The 18,893-nt window shown below is 68.6% G+C and carries 20 protein-coding genes; 12 read left to right on the top strand and 8 right to left on the bottom strand.

Going from position 1 to position 18,893, the window contains the following annotated elements; genetic code table 11:
- On the top strand, positions 1-305 hold a 305-nt coding region (locus tag AHIS1636_RS12240), incomplete at its 5' end, for an HNH endonuclease signature motif containing protein (protein ID WP_264796108.1).
- Positions 306-504: 199 nt separating this feature from the next.
- On the opposite strand, the gene treS is transcribed toward AHIS1636_RS12240, so the two are convergent.
- A complete protein-coding gene (treS, locus tag AHIS1636_RS12235) occupies positions 505-2,817 on the bottom strand; it encodes a maltose alpha-D-glucosyltransferase (RefSeq protein WP_264796107.1) in 2,313 nt (770 codons plus the stop codon).
- 204 nt (positions 2,818-3,021) lie between these two features.
- On the opposite strand from treS, the gene AHIS1636_RS12230 reads away from it, so the two are divergent.
- Positions 3,022-3,891: an EamA family transporter gene (locus AHIS1636_RS12230; protein WP_373875836.1), complete on the top strand. Its 870-nt coding sequence runs from the start codon at positions 3,022-3,024 to the stop codon at positions 3,889-3,891.
- 83 nt (positions 3,892-3,974) lie between these two features.
- Positions 3,975-4,892, top strand: coding sequence for a diacylglycerol/lipid kinase family protein (locus tag AHIS1636_RS12225; RefSeq protein ID WP_264796105.1), 918 nt, complete (start codon positions 3,975-3,977; stop codon positions 4,890-4,892).
- A gap of 28 nt (positions 4,893-4,920) precedes the next feature.
- Here the strand turns inward: AHIS1636_RS12225 and AHIS1636_RS12220 are convergent, their stop codons facing one another.
- The 3 genes from AHIS1636_RS12220 to AHIS1636_RS12210 all read right to left on the bottom strand — a co-directional run bounded on the left by AHIS1636_RS12220 (position 4,921) and on the right by AHIS1636_RS12210 (position 7,053).
- Positions 4,921-6,111, bottom strand: a complete 1,191-nt coding sequence (locus AHIS1636_RS12220) for an NAD(P)/FAD-dependent oxidoreductase (RefSeq protein WP_264796104.1) — start codon at positions 6,109-6,111, stop codon at positions 4,921-4,923.
- 1 nt (position 6,112) lies between these two features.
- On the bottom strand, positions 6,113-6,310 hold the full coding sequence (locus AHIS1636_RS12215) for a hypervirulence associated TUDOR domain-containing protein (RefSeq protein ID WP_373875835.1): 198 nt from the start codon (positions 6,308-6,310) through the stop codon (positions 6,113-6,115).
- Between the two features lie 74 nt (positions 6,311-6,384).
- Entirely contained in the window at positions 6,385-7,053 is a 669-nt protein-coding gene (locus tag AHIS1636_RS12210; RefSeq protein ID WP_264796102.1) for an endonuclease/exonuclease/phosphatase family protein, read from the bottom strand.
- A gap of 390 nt (positions 7,054-7,443) precedes the next feature.
- Between AHIS1636_RS12210 and AHIS1636_RS12205 the strand changes: the two genes are divergently transcribed.
- Together AHIS1636_RS12205 and AHIS1636_RS12200 are read left to right on the top strand one after the other, a co-directional pair.
- Entirely contained in the window at positions 7,444-8,100 is a 657-nt protein-coding gene (locus AHIS1636_RS12205; RefSeq protein ID WP_309298612.1) for a nucleoside/nucleotide kinase family protein, read from the top strand.
- An 81-nt stretch (positions 8,101-8,181) separates the two neighbouring features.
- The gene (locus AHIS1636_RS12200) at positions 8,182-9,039 is read left to right on the top strand and encodes an SDR family oxidoreductase (RefSeq protein ID WP_264796101.1); all 858 of its coding nucleotides are present in this window, start codon (positions 8,182-8,184) and stop codon (positions 9,037-9,039) included.
- Here AHIS1636_RS12200 and AHIS1636_RS12195 read toward each other — a convergent pair whose 3' ends face one another.
- Entirely contained in the window at positions 9,040-9,684 is a 645-nt protein-coding gene (locus AHIS1636_RS12195; protein WP_264796100.1) for a response regulator, read from the bottom strand. It abuts the gene before it with no gap.
- Between the two features lie 232 nt (positions 9,685-9,916).
- Here AHIS1636_RS12195 and AHIS1636_RS12190 point away from each other — a divergent pair, with 232 nt between their 5' ends.
- From AHIS1636_RS12190 to AHIS1636_RS12180, 3 genes are all read left to right on the top strand, one after another.
- Positions 9,917-10,432 (top strand): MarR family winged helix-turn-helix transcriptional regulator, encoded by a 516-nt coding sequence (locus AHIS1636_RS12190; RefSeq protein ID WP_264796099.1) that lies wholly within the window; start codon positions 9,917-9,919, stop codon positions 10,430-10,432.
- Positions 10,433-10,536: 104 nt separating this feature from the next.
- A complete protein-coding gene (locus AHIS1636_RS12185) occupies positions 10,537-10,971 on the top strand; it encodes a hypothetical protein (protein WP_264796098.1) in 435 nt (144 codons plus the stop codon).
- Positions 10,968-11,852: a serine/threonine-protein kinase gene (locus tag AHIS1636_RS12180; protein ID WP_264796097.1), complete on the top strand. Its 885-nt coding sequence runs from the start codon at positions 10,968-10,970 to the stop codon at positions 11,850-11,852. Before AHIS1636_RS12185 ends, AHIS1636_RS12180 begins: the two co-directional genes overlap by 4 nt.
- Before the next feature lie 73 nt (positions 11,853-11,925).
- On the opposite strand, the gene AHIS1636_RS12175 is transcribed toward AHIS1636_RS12180, so the two are convergent.
- Positions 11,926-12,702 (bottom strand): FadR/GntR family transcriptional regulator, encoded by a 777-nt coding sequence (locus tag AHIS1636_RS12175; protein ID WP_264796096.1) that lies wholly within the window; start codon positions 12,700-12,702, stop codon positions 11,926-11,928.
- Positions 12,703-12,798: 96 nt separating this feature from the next.
- Between AHIS1636_RS12175 and AHIS1636_RS12170 the strand changes: the two genes are divergently transcribed.
- From AHIS1636_RS12170 to AHIS1636_RS12155, 4 genes are all read left to right on the top strand, one after another.
- Entirely contained in the window at positions 12,799-13,686 is an 888-nt protein-coding gene (locus AHIS1636_RS12170) for a carbon-nitrogen hydrolase family protein (RefSeq protein WP_264796095.1), read from the top strand.
- Positions 13,687-15,036 carry an APC family permease gene (locus AHIS1636_RS12165; RefSeq protein ID WP_264796094.1) on the top strand — a complete coding sequence of 450 codons (1,350 nt, stop codon included), beginning with the start codon at positions 13,687-13,689 and terminating at the stop codon, positions 15,034-15,036.
- 26 nt (positions 15,037-15,062) lie between these two features.
- Entirely contained in the window at positions 15,063-15,845 is a 783-nt protein-coding gene (locus tag AHIS1636_RS12160; protein ID WP_264796093.1) for a carbon-nitrogen hydrolase family protein, read from the top strand.
- A gap of 200 nt (positions 15,846-16,045) precedes the next feature.
- Entirely contained in the window at positions 16,046-16,699 is a 654-nt protein-coding gene (locus tag AHIS1636_RS12155; protein WP_264796092.1) for an HNH endonuclease family protein, read from the top strand.
- A gap of 21 nt (positions 16,700-16,720) precedes the next feature.
- Here the strand turns inward: AHIS1636_RS12155 and AHIS1636_RS12150 are convergent, their stop codons facing one another.
- Positions 16,721-17,542: a putative hydro-lyase gene (locus AHIS1636_RS12150; protein WP_264796091.1), complete on the bottom strand. Its 822-nt coding sequence runs from the start codon at positions 17,540-17,542 to the stop codon at positions 16,721-16,723.
- A 3-nt stretch (positions 17,543-17,545) separates the two neighbouring features.
- Entirely contained in the window at positions 17,546-18,760 is a 1,215-nt protein-coding gene (locus tag AHIS1636_RS12145) for an NRAMP family divalent metal transporter (RefSeq protein ID WP_264796090.1), read from the bottom strand.
- Between the last annotated feature and the right edge of the window lie 133 nt (positions 18,761-18,893).

Genomic DNA, 18,893 nt, shown 5'->3' with positions numbered 1-18,893 from the left:
CCTGCCGCGGGCTGGGCTGCCGCACCCACTGGAAGCACTGCGAACTCGACCACACCCTGGCCTGGGAACACGGCGGCAAAACCGAACTCGATAACCTCGCCCTGCGCTGCAAACCCGACCACCTGGCCAAACACAACGACGACTGGCACACCACCCAGCTCCCCCACGGCGTCATCCGCCACCAAACCAGGACCGGCCAAACCTACACCAGCTACCCCGACGGCTCCTGGATCAGCCACGGGATCACACCACCCCCACCCCCGCCACCAGACCCCTACAACGACACCACCCCACCACCCTTCTAGGAGTGTTAGGAGTGGGCGCCATTGGAAATCTTAGGGCCGGGGAGGGACCCTGCCACGTGAGGGCCTAGGCGGCTGGGCCAGGCCAAGATGATTGATTCCCCTTGTCTTCGGTGTTGCTGGGGGGTCATCGGCGATGAGGAGCGCATGCCACCGGGTGCCTGCTGTCTTCTTAGGCCCTAATAGGACTTAACTTATTCATCTAGGCGCGGTTCGCCCCCTCGGACGCCTCGCCGTCGCCCTCCTCTTCCGGTTCCGGGGCCACCACCAACAGGGCGGTGCCCTGGTAGGCCTCCAGCTGGATGTAGAAGCTGTGAAGGTCATCGACCGTTCCGACCGGCTCGCCGCTGAACGCGTCCGTCACCTCGGCGCCGGTGGCCAGCAGCTCGGAGCGGACGGTGCCGGCGATGTCCTGGTCTGAGAAGTTCAGGACCGTGACCTCGCGGTCGCCCGAGGGAAGGTCGTGCACCATCACGAGCATGCCGCGATGCGAGACGTCCGGCACGTCGATCAGCCCGCTCTTGGCAATGCCGTGCTGCTCGCGGACGGCCAGGATGCGGGAAAGCTGCCGGGCGAAGGAGTCCTCGTCCTCCATCTGCTCCGGCAGGGTGCCGTAAAGGGCCTTGGCCTTCGGCATGCCGGCGGCGGAGGCCTGCGCGGAGGGGTTGAAGCCCATCAGGTCGTGGGCGCCACGGTTGATCCAGCGGGTGTCGCCGCGGGAGAGCAGGTCGGCCACCTTGGACCGGTCCAGCGTCAGCATGCCGCAGAGGTCCCACCCGGAGAGCGCGAAAACGCCCGGCTGCAGCGCGTTGTACATGGCCAGCAGGAGGTGGACCCGGCGGATCCGGTCGACGTCCTCGACCGTGATCGCGCTGAAGTCCTTGATGCCCAGCACCGCGGTAATCACGCTGGCCGTGGTGCAGGCGATGCCGTTGGCCGTGAACACCAGGTTGTACGGCGCGGCCTCGCCGGTGATGCCGTCGCGCAGGTCCTGCTGGATCCGGTGCGCGAGTTCCGCCCCGGTGAGTTCGCCGCCGTCGTACTCGAAGACCTCGTCCTTGTGCTTGGTGATGAAATGGACCAGCTCGTAGGTCAGCTCGTCGTGGTTCTGCATTGCGTGCACCAGGGATGCCTGGTCCACGCCGATCTCCATGGCCTGGCGCAGGGTCAGCCTCAGGAACTCGGTGTCCGCCATCACCAGCGCGTGGTGGTACGCCGGCCGGGTCACGAAGTCGTAGGAGAGGTCCGGCCCGGTCTCCGACGTCGCCTTGATGTCGTCAATGCTGAGGTTGAGCTCCTGGAAGGTGAACCCGCCGACCTTGCGGACCATGCTGCCGATGATCTGGTTGGCCGCTTCGGACAGCGGGTGTCCCTCGGACCAGCCCGGCCGCTCCTCCGCGCTCTTCTCCACGCCGAGGAAGCCGTTGGCGTCCAGCCGCAGCGCCCCGGTGCCGAGGTCCACGAGCGAGTGCAGGGCATCCCCCATGACCATGCGCATGCCGGAGAAGGTGGGGTCCAGCCAGTTGATCGAGGGCTGTCCGGCCTTGAAGTAGTGCAGGTAGACCCAGCGCCGCATCTGCCCGGTGGTGTCCATGACCGGGCGGGTGGCGCTCCAGTTGGTTTCCTTCACGCCCGGCTCGTAGAAGATGACACGCTGCAGTTCGCCGATGATGTACCCGGCCTGCTGCAGCGCCCGCTCGGTGTCCGCGTCGATGTTGACGGAATCGTCGCCGTCGGGCACGTCCGGCAGCAGGTGCCAGTCCGATTCCGGAATGTCGATCATGTGGTAGATGCCCGGGTAGTCCCGGTAGTTCATCTCAGCCAGCCGGAAGTCCGCGCCCTTGCCGGTGTGGCCCGGGACGATGTCGTCCACGATGGTGCCGCCGTGCTCGGTAGCCACCTCGCACATCGCGCGGAACTCGTCCTCCGTGCCGAATAGCGGGTCGATCGCCATGCTGATCCGGTCGAAGTGCCCGTCCACGCTGGGCGTGTGCTCCCAGCCCTTGAGCCCGCCGGCCAGCTTCACCGGCCCGGTGTGGATGGCCTTGATGCCGATCTGCTCGAACGCCTGCCAGAGTCCCGGGTCGCCGAGCGCCGCCAGGAAGGTCTGCGCTGGCCCGGTGATGAGCGAGAGCGGGTAGGCGGTGAACCACACGGACGCCCGTTCCACGGCTGCGCGGGGGTTCGGGTAGGCGAAGGGGTTCTGCCACATGCTCGCCTGGCCGGAGAGCTGGCGCGCGATGACCTTCGCGTCGCCGAGCATCGACTGGTTGCGCAGCCATTCCACGTAGACGGGGTTGCGGGCGTCGGCCTCGAACGGGGGCTGGCCGGGCGTCCACGGGCGACGGCGGGCCCGCGGCCGCAGCTGCCGGGGGCGGGCGGGGTAGAACTGTTCGTCGTAGCTGATTTCCGGGGCGGGGGCCTCGGGGACCTCCTCCGGTACGGCCTCGCTGTCGGCGACGTCTGCGGCGCGCTCTTGTGAGGCCTGCTCCGTCGATGCGAGCGAATCGGCCATCGGCTCATCTCCTTGAACATCGGTGCTATGGACGCCGGAACCGGCTGCATCCCACACTGCCAGACGCATAGGTAGGCCGCCAGTAGGGACGCCCACTCCGCGCGGACGGGATGTAACAACGACGGCGGTTCCTCGCCGCGGCAGCCAGGTGACAGGTTCGATTTCGCTCCGGCGCTTGCGGTCCCTAGCGTTACTCCCATGAACATGCCGTCGGTTGCAGACTCCCCCGCGGCGTCGGGTTACGCGGGTGCACTGGGGCTGGTCCTGGCGGCCATCCTGTGCCAGCAGGTCGGCGCCGCGCTGGCCGTGCTGGTCTTTCCGGCCGCCGGCCCGCTGGGCATGGTCTTCCTGCGGCTGTTCTTCTCGGCCGTGGTCCTGCTGGCCTTTGCCCGGCCCCGGCTGCGCGGGTACGGAAAGGCGGCGTGGTGGACCGCGGCGGGGTTCGGCGCGGCTATGGCGGCCATGAACTCGTTCTTCTACGCGGCAATCGACCGGCTGCCGCTCGGCGTGGCCGTCACCCTCGAGGTCCTGGGCCCGCTGGTGCTCTCCGTAGTCGCCAGCCGGCGCTGGATCGCCGTCCTCTGGGCCGTGCTCGCCTTCGCCGGCGTCGCCCTGATCAGCCGCGGCGGCGCCGACGGCGGCATCGACCCCTTAGGCGTCCTGTTCGCCCTGGGGGCCGCGGCCTGCTGGGCCTTCTTCATCCTGCTCAACGCGCGCACCGGTGCCGCCTTCCCCGGCCTGGCCGGCCTCGCGCTCGCCATGGCCTTCGGCACCGTCATCACCGTTCCGGGCGCGGTCCTCACCGCCGGCACCGCCCTGCTGGATCCGCTGGTTCTCGCCGTCGGACTGGGCGTCGCCCTGATGTCGTCCGCGCTCCCCTACGCCTTCGAACTCATTGCGCTCCGGCGCATCCCGGCGGCGACCTTCTCGGTGCTGACGTGCCTGGCTCCCGCAGTCGCGGCACTGGCCGGGTTCGCCGTGCTGGGCCAGGAACTCGGCTGGAGCCATCTGGTGGCCATCGCCCTGGTCATCACGGCCAGCATCGGCGCCGTCCGGACCTCCCCGCAGCGCTAGCCGTCCGGCCCCGCCGGGGTCTCCCCGCAAGGCCTTGAGACCGGGCGCCTATGATGAGTCCAAAACTGCGACGGGAGGGCACCATGGCTGGGCCCGGATTTCTGGCTGTTGTCAATGCGTCGGCCGGAACCGCCGACGAGAACGCGGTCGAGGCCGCACTCGGGGTGCTCCGGCGTGCCGGACACCCGGTGGAATCGGCCGCCACCCACAGCCTCGACGAACTGGACCGCGCGCTCGACGGCCTGGACGGACGGCGGCTGGTGGTGCTCGGCGGCGACGGCTCGCTGCACGCCGCGGTGCAGTGCCTCCACACGAAGGGGCAGCTCCGGGACGCCGGCCCCATTGGCCTCGTCCCGCTCGGGACCGGCAACGACCTCGCGGGAACCCTGGGCATCCCGCCGGATCCCGAGCAGGCAGCCGGCATCGTCCTGTCCGGCCGGGCGCGGCCTATCGAACTGCTGGTGGCCGACGACGGCGGCATCGCGGTCAACGCGGTCCACGTCGGGATCGGGGTCGCCGCGGTCCAGAAAGGCGCGGCCGCCAAGAAGACCTTCGGCCGGGTCAAACTGGGCAAGCTCGGCTACGTCGCCGGGGCCATTGCGGCCGGCGCCACTGAGAAGGGCTGGCAGCTCGAGGTCACTGTCGACGGCAAGGTCATCCACTCCGGCGAGGAACCCGTCCTCATGGCCGCGCTGGCCCTGGGCGGCACGATCGGCGGCGGCGCCCGGCTGGTGCCCGAGGCCGATCCCCACGACGGCCAGGTCGACGTCATCGTCTGGGAAGCCGTCAGCCTTCCGGCCCGAGTCGCCTACGCCCTCGAACTGAAGGACGGCAACCACGCGAGGAGGAAGGACGTAACGGCCGGGCGAGGCACCGCCGTCGTTATCTCCGGGACGCGCGGTCCGTTTTCCACCATTGACGACGGCGAAATCCGCGGCCCCTACACCCGCCGTTCCTGGACCGTGGAACCGGACGCCTGGCAGATCATCGTCCCGCAGTAGCCTCGCTCTGCAGTAGCCTCCCTTGCGGTCAGGCACGCCCCTTGAGGATCAGGTGCCAGTAGATCTGCGGGAAGATCCGGCGGTCCAGCACCCACGCCCAGCGGCGCTCCTTGGCCGGGTCGAGCCAGGGGAACGTCGGCATGGGTCGGTACTGGTGGTCGAACTCGGCGAACAGGACCGTGTGCCGCGTCAGGGTGAACGGGCAGACGCCATAGTGGTTGTAGCGCTGCTGCGGCTCGGTCCCGGCCAGCACGGCCTTGAGGTTCTTGGCCAGCACCTTGACCTGCTTGCGCAGGGCCCCGCCGCACTTGGAGTTCGGCGTCGCCGCCGCATCGCCCAGGGACCACACATTCGGATAGCGCCGGTGCCGGAGCAGCTCCGGGTCCACCTCCACGAAGCCGCCGGCATCCCCTGCGGCCGGCAGCGCCGTGGATTTCAACCAGTCCGGCGCGGACTGCGGCGGCACCACGTGCAGCAGGTCGAAGGCGAGCTCCTCGGTCCCCGCCGGGCCCGCCAGGGACACCGTCCGGCGCGCGGCATCCACGCCGGCCAGCGTGGTGCCGGTCCGCAGCTCGATCCCGTACTCGGCGACCTTTGCGTCGAGCAACGCGTCCACGCCCTCGACGCCGAAGACCGTGGGCGTGGGAACCACGAGGACCACCCGGATGTCGCGGAGCACGTCCTGTTCGCGCCAGTAGTCGCAGGCCATGTAGGCGATCTTCTGGGCGGCGCCGGCGCACTTCGCAGGGCCGGGCGGCTGCGTGAAGACGGCCGTGCCGTGCCGCAGGGACCGCACCAGCGCCCAGGTCTTTTCCGGCATTGCCGGATCGTAGTTGGACGTCACGTCCGGCGAAGCCATGGCCTCCGCGAGGCCCGGTACCCCGTCCCAGTCCAGCTGCAGGCCCGGGCACACCACGAGCTGCCCGTAGCCCACCCGACTCCCGTCCGCGAGGACCACTACGTTTTCATCGGGCAGGATGTCCGCCACGGAGCCCCTGATCCATTCGACCCCGCGCGGCATGACCTTGGCCTGGTCCCGCATGGCCTCGCTCATCCTGGCGGCACCCGCGCCGATGTGGGAGAACAAGGGCTGGAAGTAGTGGGTGGTGCGCGGCTCGACCAGCCCGATGTCCCCGACCTTGTACCGCCGCAGCCGGGCGGCGAGCGAGATGCCGGCGTTGCCGCCGCCGATGACCAGCACTTCGTGGCGGGCCGCCACGTCAGTCCTCCGCCAGGGCGTCGGCCCGGTGCGCCGCGCGGGCCCCCGAGGCTTCAGATTCAACGACGAACATCGGATTATCCTCGCTGGCGCGGAAGGTGTGGCCGTCCAGCTGGAAGTCGCTGGTCTTGCGCTCGATAACCTTCCCGCGGGTCCGGCCCTGCGGGGTGTTCCAGCTGACGCGTGTTCCTGCCTTCATCGCCAATGTCCTTCCCTGGAGCGGCGCCGCGCAACATCTCCAGTGCACCCCGGGGACACGGCCTGGTCAAGGGGTCAGGTGTATTCGGCAGTCACCAGGATGGGCAGGTGGTCGGATTCGCCGCGCGGCAGGGTTTCCACGCTCTTGATGTCCAGTCCCAGCGAGGTGGCGAAGTCGAAATGCCCCTTGAATACGGCGTAGCGCGTGTAGGTCCGGCGGTTGCTCAGCGAGAGTTCGTAGCCGGTTTCCTTCAGGTGTTCGGTGAGGCTCTTGGTGAAGAACGGGTAGTTGAAGTCGCCGACCATGAGGGTCTTGGCGCCGCCCATGCCCAGCAGGGCCGCATGGCCGGCGCGGATCTGGTGCCGGCGGAGCGAGTTGGTGGCGGTCAGCGGCGCCGCATGGAAGTCCCCGACCACCACCTCGCGCTCCGTCTCATCGTCCACCAGCCGCACCCCGAGCAGCCGCTCGTGCGCCGGCGACAGCACGTAGTCGTGCAGCGACTTCTTGAGCGAGAAGGTGTTGGTCTCGAGCGCGGTGAAGCGGCTGCGGCGGTAATAGACGGCGAGTCCCAGCCGGTTGCCCTTGGTCGAATCGGCCAGTTCCAGGTCGTCGAGTTTGTGCGGCAGCTTCTCCGTGTCGCACTCCTGCAGGCACATCACATCGACGTCGTAGTTGACGCTGAGGTCCATGAGCTCGCCGCTCGCGGCATGCTTGCGGAGGTTGTAGCTGATGACGTTTAGCACTGGAATTCTCCTGTCCCGGGTCTGCAGCCGAACTGCGTCTGGAGCAATCCTATGCACGACGCCGGTGCCCGCGGCGTGCGCCGGCGAATGTCGGGCCATGTCTAGTGTCACCGGCGTCATCCGGACAAACGGCCGGCCTCAGGCGCTGGTGTCCGTGGCTGAAGGCGTTCTGCGGCCGCTAGGATACCAACGTCATAAGCACCGCCTGCGACGCGCTCCGGCTGGCCGACAACATCGGCCACGACCACGCCCTGATCCTTTGGACACCCGGCCCATGAATATCAATGAGAACGACCTGGCGATCTGGCGGAACCTGTGGACCGACGGCGCTGGCCTCGCCGTCCACGCCCGCCGCTTCATGGAGAACCACCTCCAGGCCAACGCGGTCCGATGATGCTGCCGGAACTGCTGGACCGGGCCTCGTCGCTCGCCGACCCGCGCGGCGGCCGGACGGTCATCGGGATCGTGGGAGCGCCCGGGGCAGGCAAGACTACCCTCGCGGAGGCCCTGGTCCGCGGGCTCAATGCGGGGGCGGCGGCGCCGGAGGAGGCCCGCTTTGCCCACGTTCCCATGGACGGGTTCCACCTGTCCGATGCCGAGCTGGCCAGGCTCGGGCTGCTGGACCGCAAGGGGGCGCCGGAAACCTTCGACGCCTACGGCTATGCGGCCCTGCTGGCGCGGCTGCGGACCGAACGCGGCCACGTGGTCTACGCGCCCGGCTTCGAGCGGGTACTTGAGCAGCCCGTCGCCGGAACGGTCCCGGTCTTCCCCGCTGCGGAAACCGTGGTCTCCGAGGGCAACTACCTGCTGCTGGACCGGCCGGGCTGGCGGGAGGTGCGGCAGCAGTGCACCGAGGTCTGGTACTGCCAGCAGGACGATGCCCTTCGGCTCCGGCGGCTGACCGAACGCCATGTCCTCTTCGGCAAGACCCCGGAGGCGGCCGCGGCCTGGGTCCGCGAGGTGGACGAGCGGAACGCCGAACTCATCCGGGCCACCCGGGACCGGGCGGACCTCGTCGTCGACCTCGAATCCATCGCCGCAGGATAAAACCCGCGCACCCGGCTGCCGCAGTTTTTGCGCTTCCCGCTGTTGCGGAACAAAGCTGCGGCCGCCGTGCGTTAGGCGGGCATGGACCAAAAGCGCGGAAGCATCGTCATCATCGGCTGCGGAGACCTGGGGACCGAGGCCGGGCTGCGCTTCGCCGAGGCAGGCTACCGTGTACAGGGCTGGCGGCGGCGGCCCGAACTCCTGCCCGCCGAACTGGCCGGCGTACAGGCGGACCTGGGCGGGCCGCTGCCCGCGCTGCCGGCGGATGCCGAAGCCGTGGTGTTCGCCCCGGCCGCCCCCGAACGCAGCGTCGAAGCGTACGAGGCCACCTACCTGCGCGGCCTGGAGCGCGTGCTGGATGCCATCGATTCAGGCCCCGCGGAACCCGCCAGGATCCTGCTGGTCTCATCCACCGCGGTGTACGGGGATGCGGACGGGGCCTGGGTAGACGAGGACACCCCGGCGGCCCCGGCGACGCCGACGGGCAAGGTCCTGCTGGCAACCGAGGAGCTGCTCCTCCGGCGGCGGCCGGACGGCCTGGTGCTCCGGCTGGCGGGCATCTATGGTCCCGGCAGGACCCGGCTGATCGACCAGGTTCGCTCCGGCACGGCAGCCGCCCCGGCGGCGCCCCACCCGACCAACCGCATCCACCGCGACGACGCCGCTGCCGCCGTCGTCCACCTCATCCGTTCGAATGCCTCTCCCGGGACCTACATCGGGGTGGATGATGCGCCGGCGGAAATGTCCGACGTCGTGAATTTCCTTGCGCACGAAACGGGCGCTCCCGCGCCGGAACAGTCTGAGGGAAAGTCCGCACGGGGCGGCAACCGCCGGCTCTCGAATGCGCGGCTGCGCGGGACCGGCTTCGAGTTCGCCTACCCGGACTACCGCTCCGGCTACCGGGCGGTGCTGGCCGGGAGAGGTACCCGGCACCGGTAGTCAGGCGATAAGCCGCAGGTTGCGGGCGGTGGCCACGGCCTCCAGCTGGCTGTGCGCGCCGAGCTTGGCGAGCACCGACTTGATGTAGCCGCGGCAAGTGTTGAGCGAGATGTCGAGGTCGCGGGCTGCGGCACGGGCGTCGTTCCCGCATGCCAGGATGCCCAGGACCTGCAGCTCCCGCCGGGTCAGTGCCGGGCCGTCGAAGCTGACACCGTCGGCGCCGAAGGAAGGGATCAGGAAGGAGGGGTGGACGGCCATGGCCGCGGGGGTGGCGTAGCGCAGCGCCTCCAGCACCGATGACAGCGAGGCGTCCAGCGGCAGCAGGCCGCTCACGCCTGCCTCAACCACCCGCAGGAGTTCCTCCGACGACAGGTCGACGGCGAGCAGGATGATCCTCGTTCGGGGCAGCCGCTGCAGGATCTGCTCGGCGGCGTCCAGCCCGGTGCCGCCGGGCATCCGGTAGTCCATGAGCACCACGTCGGGAGCCTGTTCGAGGCACAGCGCGACCGCCTGCTCGATGGTCGAGGCGAAGCCGGCCGGGTGCAGGTCGTCGTGGCGGGCCAGCGAGGCGACCAGCAGCTCGCCCACCAGGGCATGCCTGCTCACCACCACGACCCGGGAGACCCCGATACATTGCGCGCTCATGACACGCGCCCCTCCTCCGCCACTACGAGGCGTTCCGGCCCGGCCGGAACGCAGGTACATCAACCAGTTGCTCCAGTTTCCCGGGCGAACCTCAAGGACAAACCCTGCGGGACCGCAATTCCTGCTCAAGAATCGGCCGGAGGCGCGGGCGTCCGCTGGAAGCCTTCCCTGGTGAATGGTTATGATCGATTACTAGACAAGCAAGATTTACGTCTATCGAAGGACCGAGAACGTGCAGGAAAAAGCCGGAGCGGGAGGCTACTGGTACACGCAGGACACGGAGCAGCAGGCCGGCGCCGTCGGCGTCCTCAACGCGCTGCGGGAGTACCGCGCCTCCGAGGCCGCCATGCGCAGGCGGACCCGATCCTCCATGGGCATGGGTGAAACGGACCTGCTGGCCTTGCGCTACCTGCTCCAGGCCGAGGCACAGGGCAGGGCCGTCGGCCCCAAGGAACTCGGCTCCCAGCTAGGGGTTACATCGGCCTCCATGACGACCCTCATCGACCGGCTCGTCAAGACCGGCCACATCCGCCGGGAGCCGCACCCCACCGACCGGCGGGCGCTCATCCTTCGCCCCACCCCCGGCTCGGATGAGGAGGTGCGCCGCACCCTCGGGCTGATGCACCAGCGCATGATCGCAGTCGCCAGCTCCCTCTCGGCCAAGGAGGCCGAGATCATCGCCAGGTTCCTCACCAGCATGCGCGATGCCGTCGACGCAATCGACTCCGAGAACGATGAGGGACGATGACTAACACGCCGTGCTCCTCGAGTGGACTTAATCGCTAAACCCCCATATAACTAGTTAGGCGAGATACTTTCACCCTGAACTATCAGCAAGATTAGGAGTTCGCTGTGACTGAAGTAGTTGATCCGATCCAGGCAACCGGCCTGCAGTCCGTTTTCGACGGCCAGGGCAGTGCGGCAGAGACGGCCTTCCAATTCGCGGCGATGGCGCCCTCAGCCGAATCCTTCGATGGACCGGCGGCCCCGATCCATTGCCGCCGCCCCATGATCCTGGCCGAGGCGGCGGCCTCCGGGTCCACGAACCTGGAGTGGACCTGCGCGTGCGGGTTCCGCAAGGACACCGCACCGGCGCTGACGCTCCACCCGCTGGACGGCGTCTGGCTGGCCGCAGCACGGCTCGAAAGCCTGCAGTGGGAACTTGACGCCGCGCAGCAAGCGCTGGGCAAGGCCGTGAGGGCGGCCGCAGCACAGGGAGCGGAGCGGACAGCACTCCGCACGGCCGCCGGCCTCACGGAGGCCGAGCTTGAAGCTGTGCTTCAGTGACCCTCCCCGGCCTAACCACCAAGCACACGGAGACGCCCCGTCCTGCCCCCGCCGCCACGGACACCTCCGGACCTCGTCCCATCGCCGGGCGCTACCAGCTCGGCCCCGTGCTGGGCAGCGGTTCGGAGGCGGTGGTGTACGACGCCGGGGACCTGCGCACGAGCGAGCGCGTCGCCGTCAAGATCTTCCGGCCCGAGGCCTCCCACGCCGACGAGCGCTTCCAGCGGGAAGTGGACATGCACCGGCGCCTGCGCCACTGGGCAGTCGTGCCGGTCCGGGACCACGGCCTGATTCCGGCGGACCACGACGGCGATGCACCGCGGCGATTCACGGTCATGGACCTGGTGGAGGGACGGAACCTGCGCAGCATCCTGTACGCCGGTCCGGCCACCCCGGCCATGACGGCCGCGTGGCTCGGCTCCATCCTGGACGCGCTCGTCCAGGTGCACCGGAAAGGCATCGTCCACAACGACATCAAGCCGGCGAACATCCTGGTCCCGTCCGCGGCCGACGGCTCGCCTTCGGTCGTTGCGAAGTTGGCCGATTTCGGTGTCGCCACGAGCCGGCGCCACGCTCCGCTGGCATCTACGTCCGGCACCGCGCACTACATCAGCCCGGAAGAGGCGTTCGGCACCAAGGCCACGGCGGCCAGCGACATCTACGCGCTGGGCCTGGTAGCCCTGGAATGCCTGACCGGAGCCAAGGCCTTCCCCGGCACAGCGGTGGAATCGATGGTCGCGCGCACGCTGCGCGGCCCGGCCCTCCCCTACACCTTGGGGCGGCGCTGGAACGCCCTGCTCGGAACCATGACCGCGGCGCGGCCCGAAGACCGCCCGACCGCCCGCCAGGCCCTCCGCATGCTCCACCGCATCAACCTTTGAAACACGGGCGTGGACTTGCCGCTGCCGTTCTCCCCGACGAGGCCGTCCACGCCCGCGGGAAGCCCCGCCCCGCTCAGGGATTCGGCTGCCCGTCCTCCAGGAGTCCCATGAACATTGTCCTGTGCAGGATCGCCACATGCCGCCGGGATACGTCGACCGCGGCAAGCACGTCCCGTGCGCGCAAGGCCTCGACCAGCCGGACGTGGTCCCGGTTGGAATTGTGCAGGTGCTCGATCGGGTACGGCAGGAAGTAGGCGTACAAGTCGGCAAGCGCATGGTTGTATTCGTCGACAGCAGTACCCATCCCTGAGCAGCGCGCCACCAGCCGGTGGAACTCGTCGTCGGCCTGGTGGTACTCCGACCAGCCGGTCGCGCCGGCCATCCGCCGGGTGAGCCGATCCAGCTCCTCCAACTGCTCCTCGGAGGCATTCAGCGCGGCATAGTGCGTGACGGTGCATTCAAAGAGCAGGCGGCGGTCCACCAACCGGTGGATGGCCGTGAACTCTTCCGGCCCGGCCGTGAGTTCCTGCAGCAGCTGCCGGGGCGGTTCGTCCGCGACGAACGTGCCGCCGCCGCGGCCGCGCCGACGCACCACAATGCCCTGCTCGGCCAGGTTCGTGAGCGCCCGCCGCGCGGTAATCGGACTGACGGAGAGCCCGAGGGCAAGCTCTTTCTGGTCGGGCAACCGCTCCCCCGGCCGCAGCAGGCCGAGCAGGATCGCGGTGCTGATCCGAAGCCGCACCGCATCGATGGCGCTGCGGCGGTCGATGCCGGCCAGCACGCCCTCGTCGATCGCGGAGCCCGCCGCTTCGGTCAGGGCTCGCTCCGAGGGTGCGGTGCCGGTGGTCATAGGAACAACCATACGGGCCTCATCCAGCCCCTTCCTTTATTGGTTCAACTTGATCTATTATGTCACAAGTCACTCACGATCGACTGGAAGCTACCCATGCAAAGACCCCTCCCCCTCGTTGCAGCGCAGGCCCGGCCGCGCCTTATCGGCGAACCGGTCTCGGCCTTCGCGGACGAGGTCCGCAGCGCGTTGTCCAGCTACCCTTCGGCCAAGCTGTTGGTCTTTCCGGAGCTGCATCTGTTTGCCGACGGCTCCCCGGACCTGCAGCGCACCGAGGCCCTGCAGGACAGCGCCGAGCCGCTCGACGGCCCCCGTGTCCGGGACCTCAGGCAGCTCGCCGGAGACCTCGGCGTATGGCTCGTGCCCGGCAGTGTCTGCGAGCGCGGCCCGGAAGGCCAGCTCTTCAACACGCAGCTGGTGCTCTCGCCTGCCGGGGAACTCGCCGGCTACTACCGCAAGATCTTCCCGTGGCGGCCGCACGAGCCTTACGATCCGGGCGACAGCTTCAGCGTCGTCGACCTGGACGGCATGGGCCGGGTGGGACTGCACATTTGCTACGACGCCTGGTACCCGGAAGTCACCCGCCAACTGGCCTGGATGGGCGCCGAGGTAATCCTCAATGTCGTCAAAACCACCACCCCCGACCGCCGGCAGGAACTGGTGCTCGCGCAAGCCAACGCGATCGTCAACCAGGTCTTCATGGTCAGCGTCAACTGTGCCGGCCCCACCGGCCAGGGCCGCAGCCTGATCGTCGATCCGGAGGGAAACGTCATTGCGGAAGCCGGGGACGATGCTCCGGCACTGCTCGCCGCGGAACTCGATCTCGCCGTCGTCGACCGCGTCCGGACGCACGGAACCGAAAACGTGAACCGCCCGTGGTCCCAATTCCACCCGGGGGAACCACCCATCGAGCTGCCCATCTACCAAGGCCGGATCGACCCGGCCAACTGGACCCCGAAGGTCCCGGACATGAGGAACATCTAAGTGAGCACACCCATTTCCCCTGCGCTGACCCGCACGCTGAAACTGCCGTCGCTGGTGCTCTTCGGCCTGGCCTACCTGACGCCGCTGATCGTCCTCGGCATCTTCGGCGTTATCGCGGAAACCACGGCCGGCGCCTCCCCCTCGGCCTACCTCGTCGCCTTGATTGCCATGCTCTTCACCGCGCACAGCTACGGCCGCATGGCCATCGCCTACCCGGTGGCCGGCTCCGCCTACACGTACGTGCGCAAGTCCATCGACCCGCGCGTCGGTTTCCTGGTTGGCTGGGCCATCCTGCTGGACTACCTCTTCCTGCCCATGGTGATCTGGCTGATCGGCGGCTCCTACCTGACTGCGCAGTTCCCCGGAGTGCCGATCGCGGCCTGGATCATCGGCTTCATCGCCGTCACCACTTTGCTGAACATCCTGGGCATCAAGGTCGCGGACAAGGCCAACTACCTCCTGATGTCATTCCAGCTGCTGGTCATCGTGTTCTTCGTCGGGCTGTCCATCGGACATATCGTCTCCAGCTCGGGGGCCGCCGGACTCATCAGCTCCCAGCCGTTCATCAATCCGGAATCGGGTTTCGGCGCCATCACGGCCGGCGCGGCCATCGCCGCCTATTCCTTCCTCGGCTTCGATGCCGTCACCACGCTCACCGAGGAGACCATCGAGCCGCGGAAGAACATGCCGCGGGCCATCATGCTCATCGCGCTGATCGGCGGCGGCATCTTCATCACCGTTTCCTACTTCACCCAGCTCGTACACCCCGGCGGTGCCTTCGAGGATTCCGCCTCCGCCGCGAGCGAGATCGCACTGCAGATCGGCGGACAGCTCTTCGGCGCGGTCTTCCTCGCCGGGCTGGTGGCGGCGCAGTTCGCCTCCGGCCTCGCCGCCCAGGCCAGTGCCTCGCGCCTGCTCTACGCGATGGGACGCGATGCCGTGCTGCCCAAGGCCGTCTTCGGCCGGCTCAATCCCCGCTTCCACACGCCGGTGGTCAACCTGGCGATTACGGGTGCAGTCGGGCTGATCGCCATCTTCCTCGATGTCGCGACCTCGACGTCGTTCATCAACTTCGGGGCGTTCACCGCCTTCACACTGGTCAACATCTCCGTCATCTTCCACTTCTTCCGGCGGCGGCGCGAAGGCATCGCGCTGAACCCCTTCGGTTACCTGGTCGCTCCCGTTGTCGGAGCCGTCGTCTGTGCGTACCTGCTCTCGCGGCTGGACGTCAACGCGATTACGCTCGGACTGATCTGGCTGGTGGCCGGAACAATCCTGCTGGCCATCATCACCAGAGGCTTCCGGACCGCCCCGCCGGAGATGAAGGCCACCGAGGAAGTCGCCGCCTAGCAGCGGCAGCGAGGAAGGACCGCACTATGCGTGTTGCACTGGGACAGCTTGCGTCAGGGCACGACGTCGGTGCGAACCTTGCTGCCATCGACGCGTTCGCGGGTGCCGCGGCGGAAGGCGGGGCACAGCTGCTGGTCCTGCCCGAATACGCCACCTACGACAAGAAGGTACTGGACGCTTCGTTTCCGGAGGTTGCCGAGCCGCTGGACGGTCCCGTCTGTGCGGCCCTCGCGGAGACCGCCCGGCGGTACGGCATCGCCCTCGTGGCCGGGGTCGTCGAATCCAGCGACGAACCCGGCCGTGCCTACAACACCCTCGCCGCCTTCGCCGCGGACGGCTCCCGGCTCGCCCGGTACCGGAAGATCCACCTCTTCGACGCCCAGGGCTACACCGAGTCCCGGTTCATCAAACCCGCGCCCACCGCGGACCCCGTCCTGTTCGACCTGGGCGGGGTCCGCTTCGGCCTGATGACCTGCTACGACCTCCGCTTCCCCGAGCTTTCACGGGCACTGTCCGACGCCGGAGCCCAGGTCCTGCTCGTCTGTGCGGCGTGGGTTCCCGGAGAGCACAAAACGAACCAGTGGCTCAGTCTCACCGCCGCCCGCGCCATCGAGAACGGTCTCTACCTTGCCGGCGCCTGCCAGTCCCCGCCCAACTCCATCGGACACAGCGTCGTCGTGAGCCCGATGGGTGCGTCCCTGCAGCAGCTCGGCACCGAGCCGGGTCTCGCCGTCGTCGACGTCCCGGTGGAGGCCGTCGACACCACCCGTGCAGCTTTCCCCATGCACCGCCAGCGCCGGCTGCGCTGACCTTGCGCCCTGTGCGGGCAGGGCCTGGGCGGGCAGGGCCTGTGCGGACAACGCGCCGCCGAGGAGCCGCCCCACCCAACTGCGCCGCCTCCCGGGGATGGCCGCAGGATGAACCATCATGTATCGTATAACCGCTGCCTGGAACCGTTGGGGTTTATTTGTTCGGCAGCATGGGGAAAGACAAGGTTGGGGGACCTTCAATGTTGGGGAAAATCATCGCTGCCGTCTTCACGGCTGCCCTGCTGCTGGGCGGGCTGGCCGCACCGGCTGAAGCGGCCGGCACCTACAAGGCGTCGCTGCGCACCGCCGCCCGCTCGCTTCCGGTCGCGGCGGAGAAAAACACCGGCTACGACCGGGACCGCTACTTCGGCGACTGGAAGGACACCAACCGGGACTGCCAGAACACCCGGGCGGAGGTGCTGATCCAGGAATCCAAGGTCCGCACGACCTACACGACCTCCAGGGGCTGCACGGTCCGGAGCGGCAAGTGGGTCACGAACTGGGACAACCGCACGCACTATTCGGCGTCGGCCGTGCAGATCGACCACCTCGTCCCGGTCCACGAGGCCTGGGGTTCCGGGGCCCGTTCCTGGTCGCAGGCCCGCCGCGTCGCGTTCTACAACGACCTGGGCGACGGCCGCCTCCTGAACGCGCAGACGTCCAGGCTGAATTCGGCCAAGCAGGCGAAGGGCCCCGAGGACTGGATGCCGGCCAGGAACCGCTGCAAGTACGTGGCGGACTGGGTCGCCATGAAGATCCGCTGGGGCCTGAAGGCGGACAGCCGGGAGCGCGCGGCCCTGATCCGCTATGCCGACTCCTGCCCCGCGGCGACCGTCAAGGTCACCCGGGCCTGAGTCCCGCCCGTCGTTCGCGGATTAAGGGACCAGGTACTGGCTGTCCCGGGCATCCGTGATGAGCATGTGCCCGGGCGCGTGGCCGATGGCCAGCGCGGGACGGGACTCCATCACGGCCGCCTGCGGGGTGACGCCGCAGGCCCAGAACACCGGCACATGGCCCTCGGGCATGTCCACCGGGTCGCCGAAGTCCGGCCTGGCCAGGTCCGCAATGCCCAGTTCGTGCGGGTTGCCCACATGTACCGGCGCGCCGTGGACCGCCGGGTAGCGGGAGGTGATGCGGACGGCGTCGGCCACCTGGGACGCGGGGACCGGGCGCATCGAGACCACGAGCGGGCCCGCCATCGATCCGGCCGGTTCGCACCGCACTTCGGTCCGGTACATCGGCACGTTCACGTTCTGGTCGATGTGCGCAATGGAGATGCCGCCCTCGCGCAGCGCGGACTCGAAGGTGAATGAGCAGCCGACGATGAAGGTGACGAGGTCGTCCCGCCAGTACTGCCTGATGTCCGTCGGTTCGTCGACCTTCTGCCCGTCCCGGTAGACGGTGTAGCGCGGCACGTCGGTGCGGATGTCCCCGCCGGCCAGCAGCGGCCCGCTGGTTTCGCCCGCGTCGAGCACGCCGAGGACCGGGCACGGCTTCGGGTTGCGCTGCGCGAAGAGCAGCACGTCGAACGCCAGGTCCCGCGGCACGATGATGAGGTTGGCCTGGGCAAAGCCGCGCGACCAGCCGGCGGTGGGGACGGCCAGCCCGGAGCGGAAGGCGGCGCGCGCCTCGGCCGGAGTGAGGGCGCCCGGGTCGGCCGGGAGGACGGAGGTGCCGGCCGCCTGTTGGGTATCCATCGGCTAGCCCCACATCTCGGCGAGCCCGGCCAGCGAATTCCAGCCGAGGTACAGGGTCAGCAGCCAGGCGGCCGCCCCCAGGACCAGCAGCCACTTCGGATAGGCGTAGCCGTGCAGGAGGTCGCGGCGGCGCCAGGCGGCCCAGAGCAGGACCGCGAGGCCGAACGGGAGGATCAGGCCGTTGAACGCGCCGGCGAAGATGAGCAGCTGCTGCGGGGCCTGCCCCAGGAGCAGGTAGATCACGGCGCAGACGGCAATGAAGGCCACGATGATCAGGTTGCGCTTGCGTTCGGACGTGGTCGTCCGGGTAATGAAGGAAACGGACGTGTAGGCGGCGCCGATGACCGAGGTCAGGGCGGCGGCCCAGAGCACCACGCCGAACATCCGCATGCCGATCTCGCCCGCCGCGGCGCCGAACGCCTCGGCCGCCATGTTGTCGCTGGTCAGCGCCACTCCGCCGGACACCACGCCGAGGATCGCGAGGAAGAGCAGGACGCGCATGATGCCGGTGACGATAATGCCCAGGATGGAGCTGCGGGAGATGGCCTTGACGTTTTCGACGCCGTGGGCGCCGGAATCGAGCATGCGGTGGGCGCCGGCGTAGGTGATGTAGCCGCCGACAGTGCCGCCGATCAGGGTGGTGATGACGAGGAAGTCGACCTCCTCCGGCAGGACGGTGTTCTTCAGCGCCTCGCCGAGCGGCGGAGCCGCGACGATCGCCACGTAGAGCATCAGCAGGATCATCACCGCGCCGAGCAGCACGACGATCCGGTCCAGGGCCATGCCCGCCTTCTTGGAGAGGAAGATCAGGATGGCGACGAGCGCCGAAGCCGCGCCGCCGATCTTCGGATCAAGCCCCATCATCGCGTTGACGCCGAGCCCGGTGCCGGCGATGTTGCCGATGTTGAAGACCACGCCGCCCAGGAACACCAGCGCGGCCAGGATCCAGCCGGCCCCCGGCAGCACCTTGTTGCCCAGTTCGTGCGCGCGCATGCCGGAGATGCCGATAATCCGCCAGACATTGAGCTGGACGGCGATATCCACGAGGACCGAGAGCAGGATGGCGAACGCGAAGGCCGCGCCGAGCTGCACGGTGAAGACCGTGGTCTGGGTGATGAAGCCGGGGCCGATCGCGCTGGTGGCCATCAGGAACATGGCACCGAGCATCGCGGTGCGCTGGAAGTTCGGGCGCACCTTGGTTGGCGTGGTCTTGTCCATTGGGTTTCCCATCTGCATCGGTGACTGCTGTCACACGGACATTGGAGCGACCTTACATGTTGTTGAACAATGCTGGCAAGAAATTGTTCAACAAAGAGGGGTGCCGGGCGTCAGCCCCGGCCGCTAGCGATTG

It is taken from the genome of Arthrobacter mangrovi, from assembly GCF_026011795.1.
In the GTDB taxonomy this organism is placed as follows: Bacteria; Actinomycetota; Actinomycetes; order Actinomycetales; family Micrococcaceae; genus Crystallibacter; species Crystallibacter mangrovi.
The sequence above is the reverse complement of the archived record's forward strand: the minus strand, read 5'-3'. Positions and strand labels throughout refer to the sequence as shown.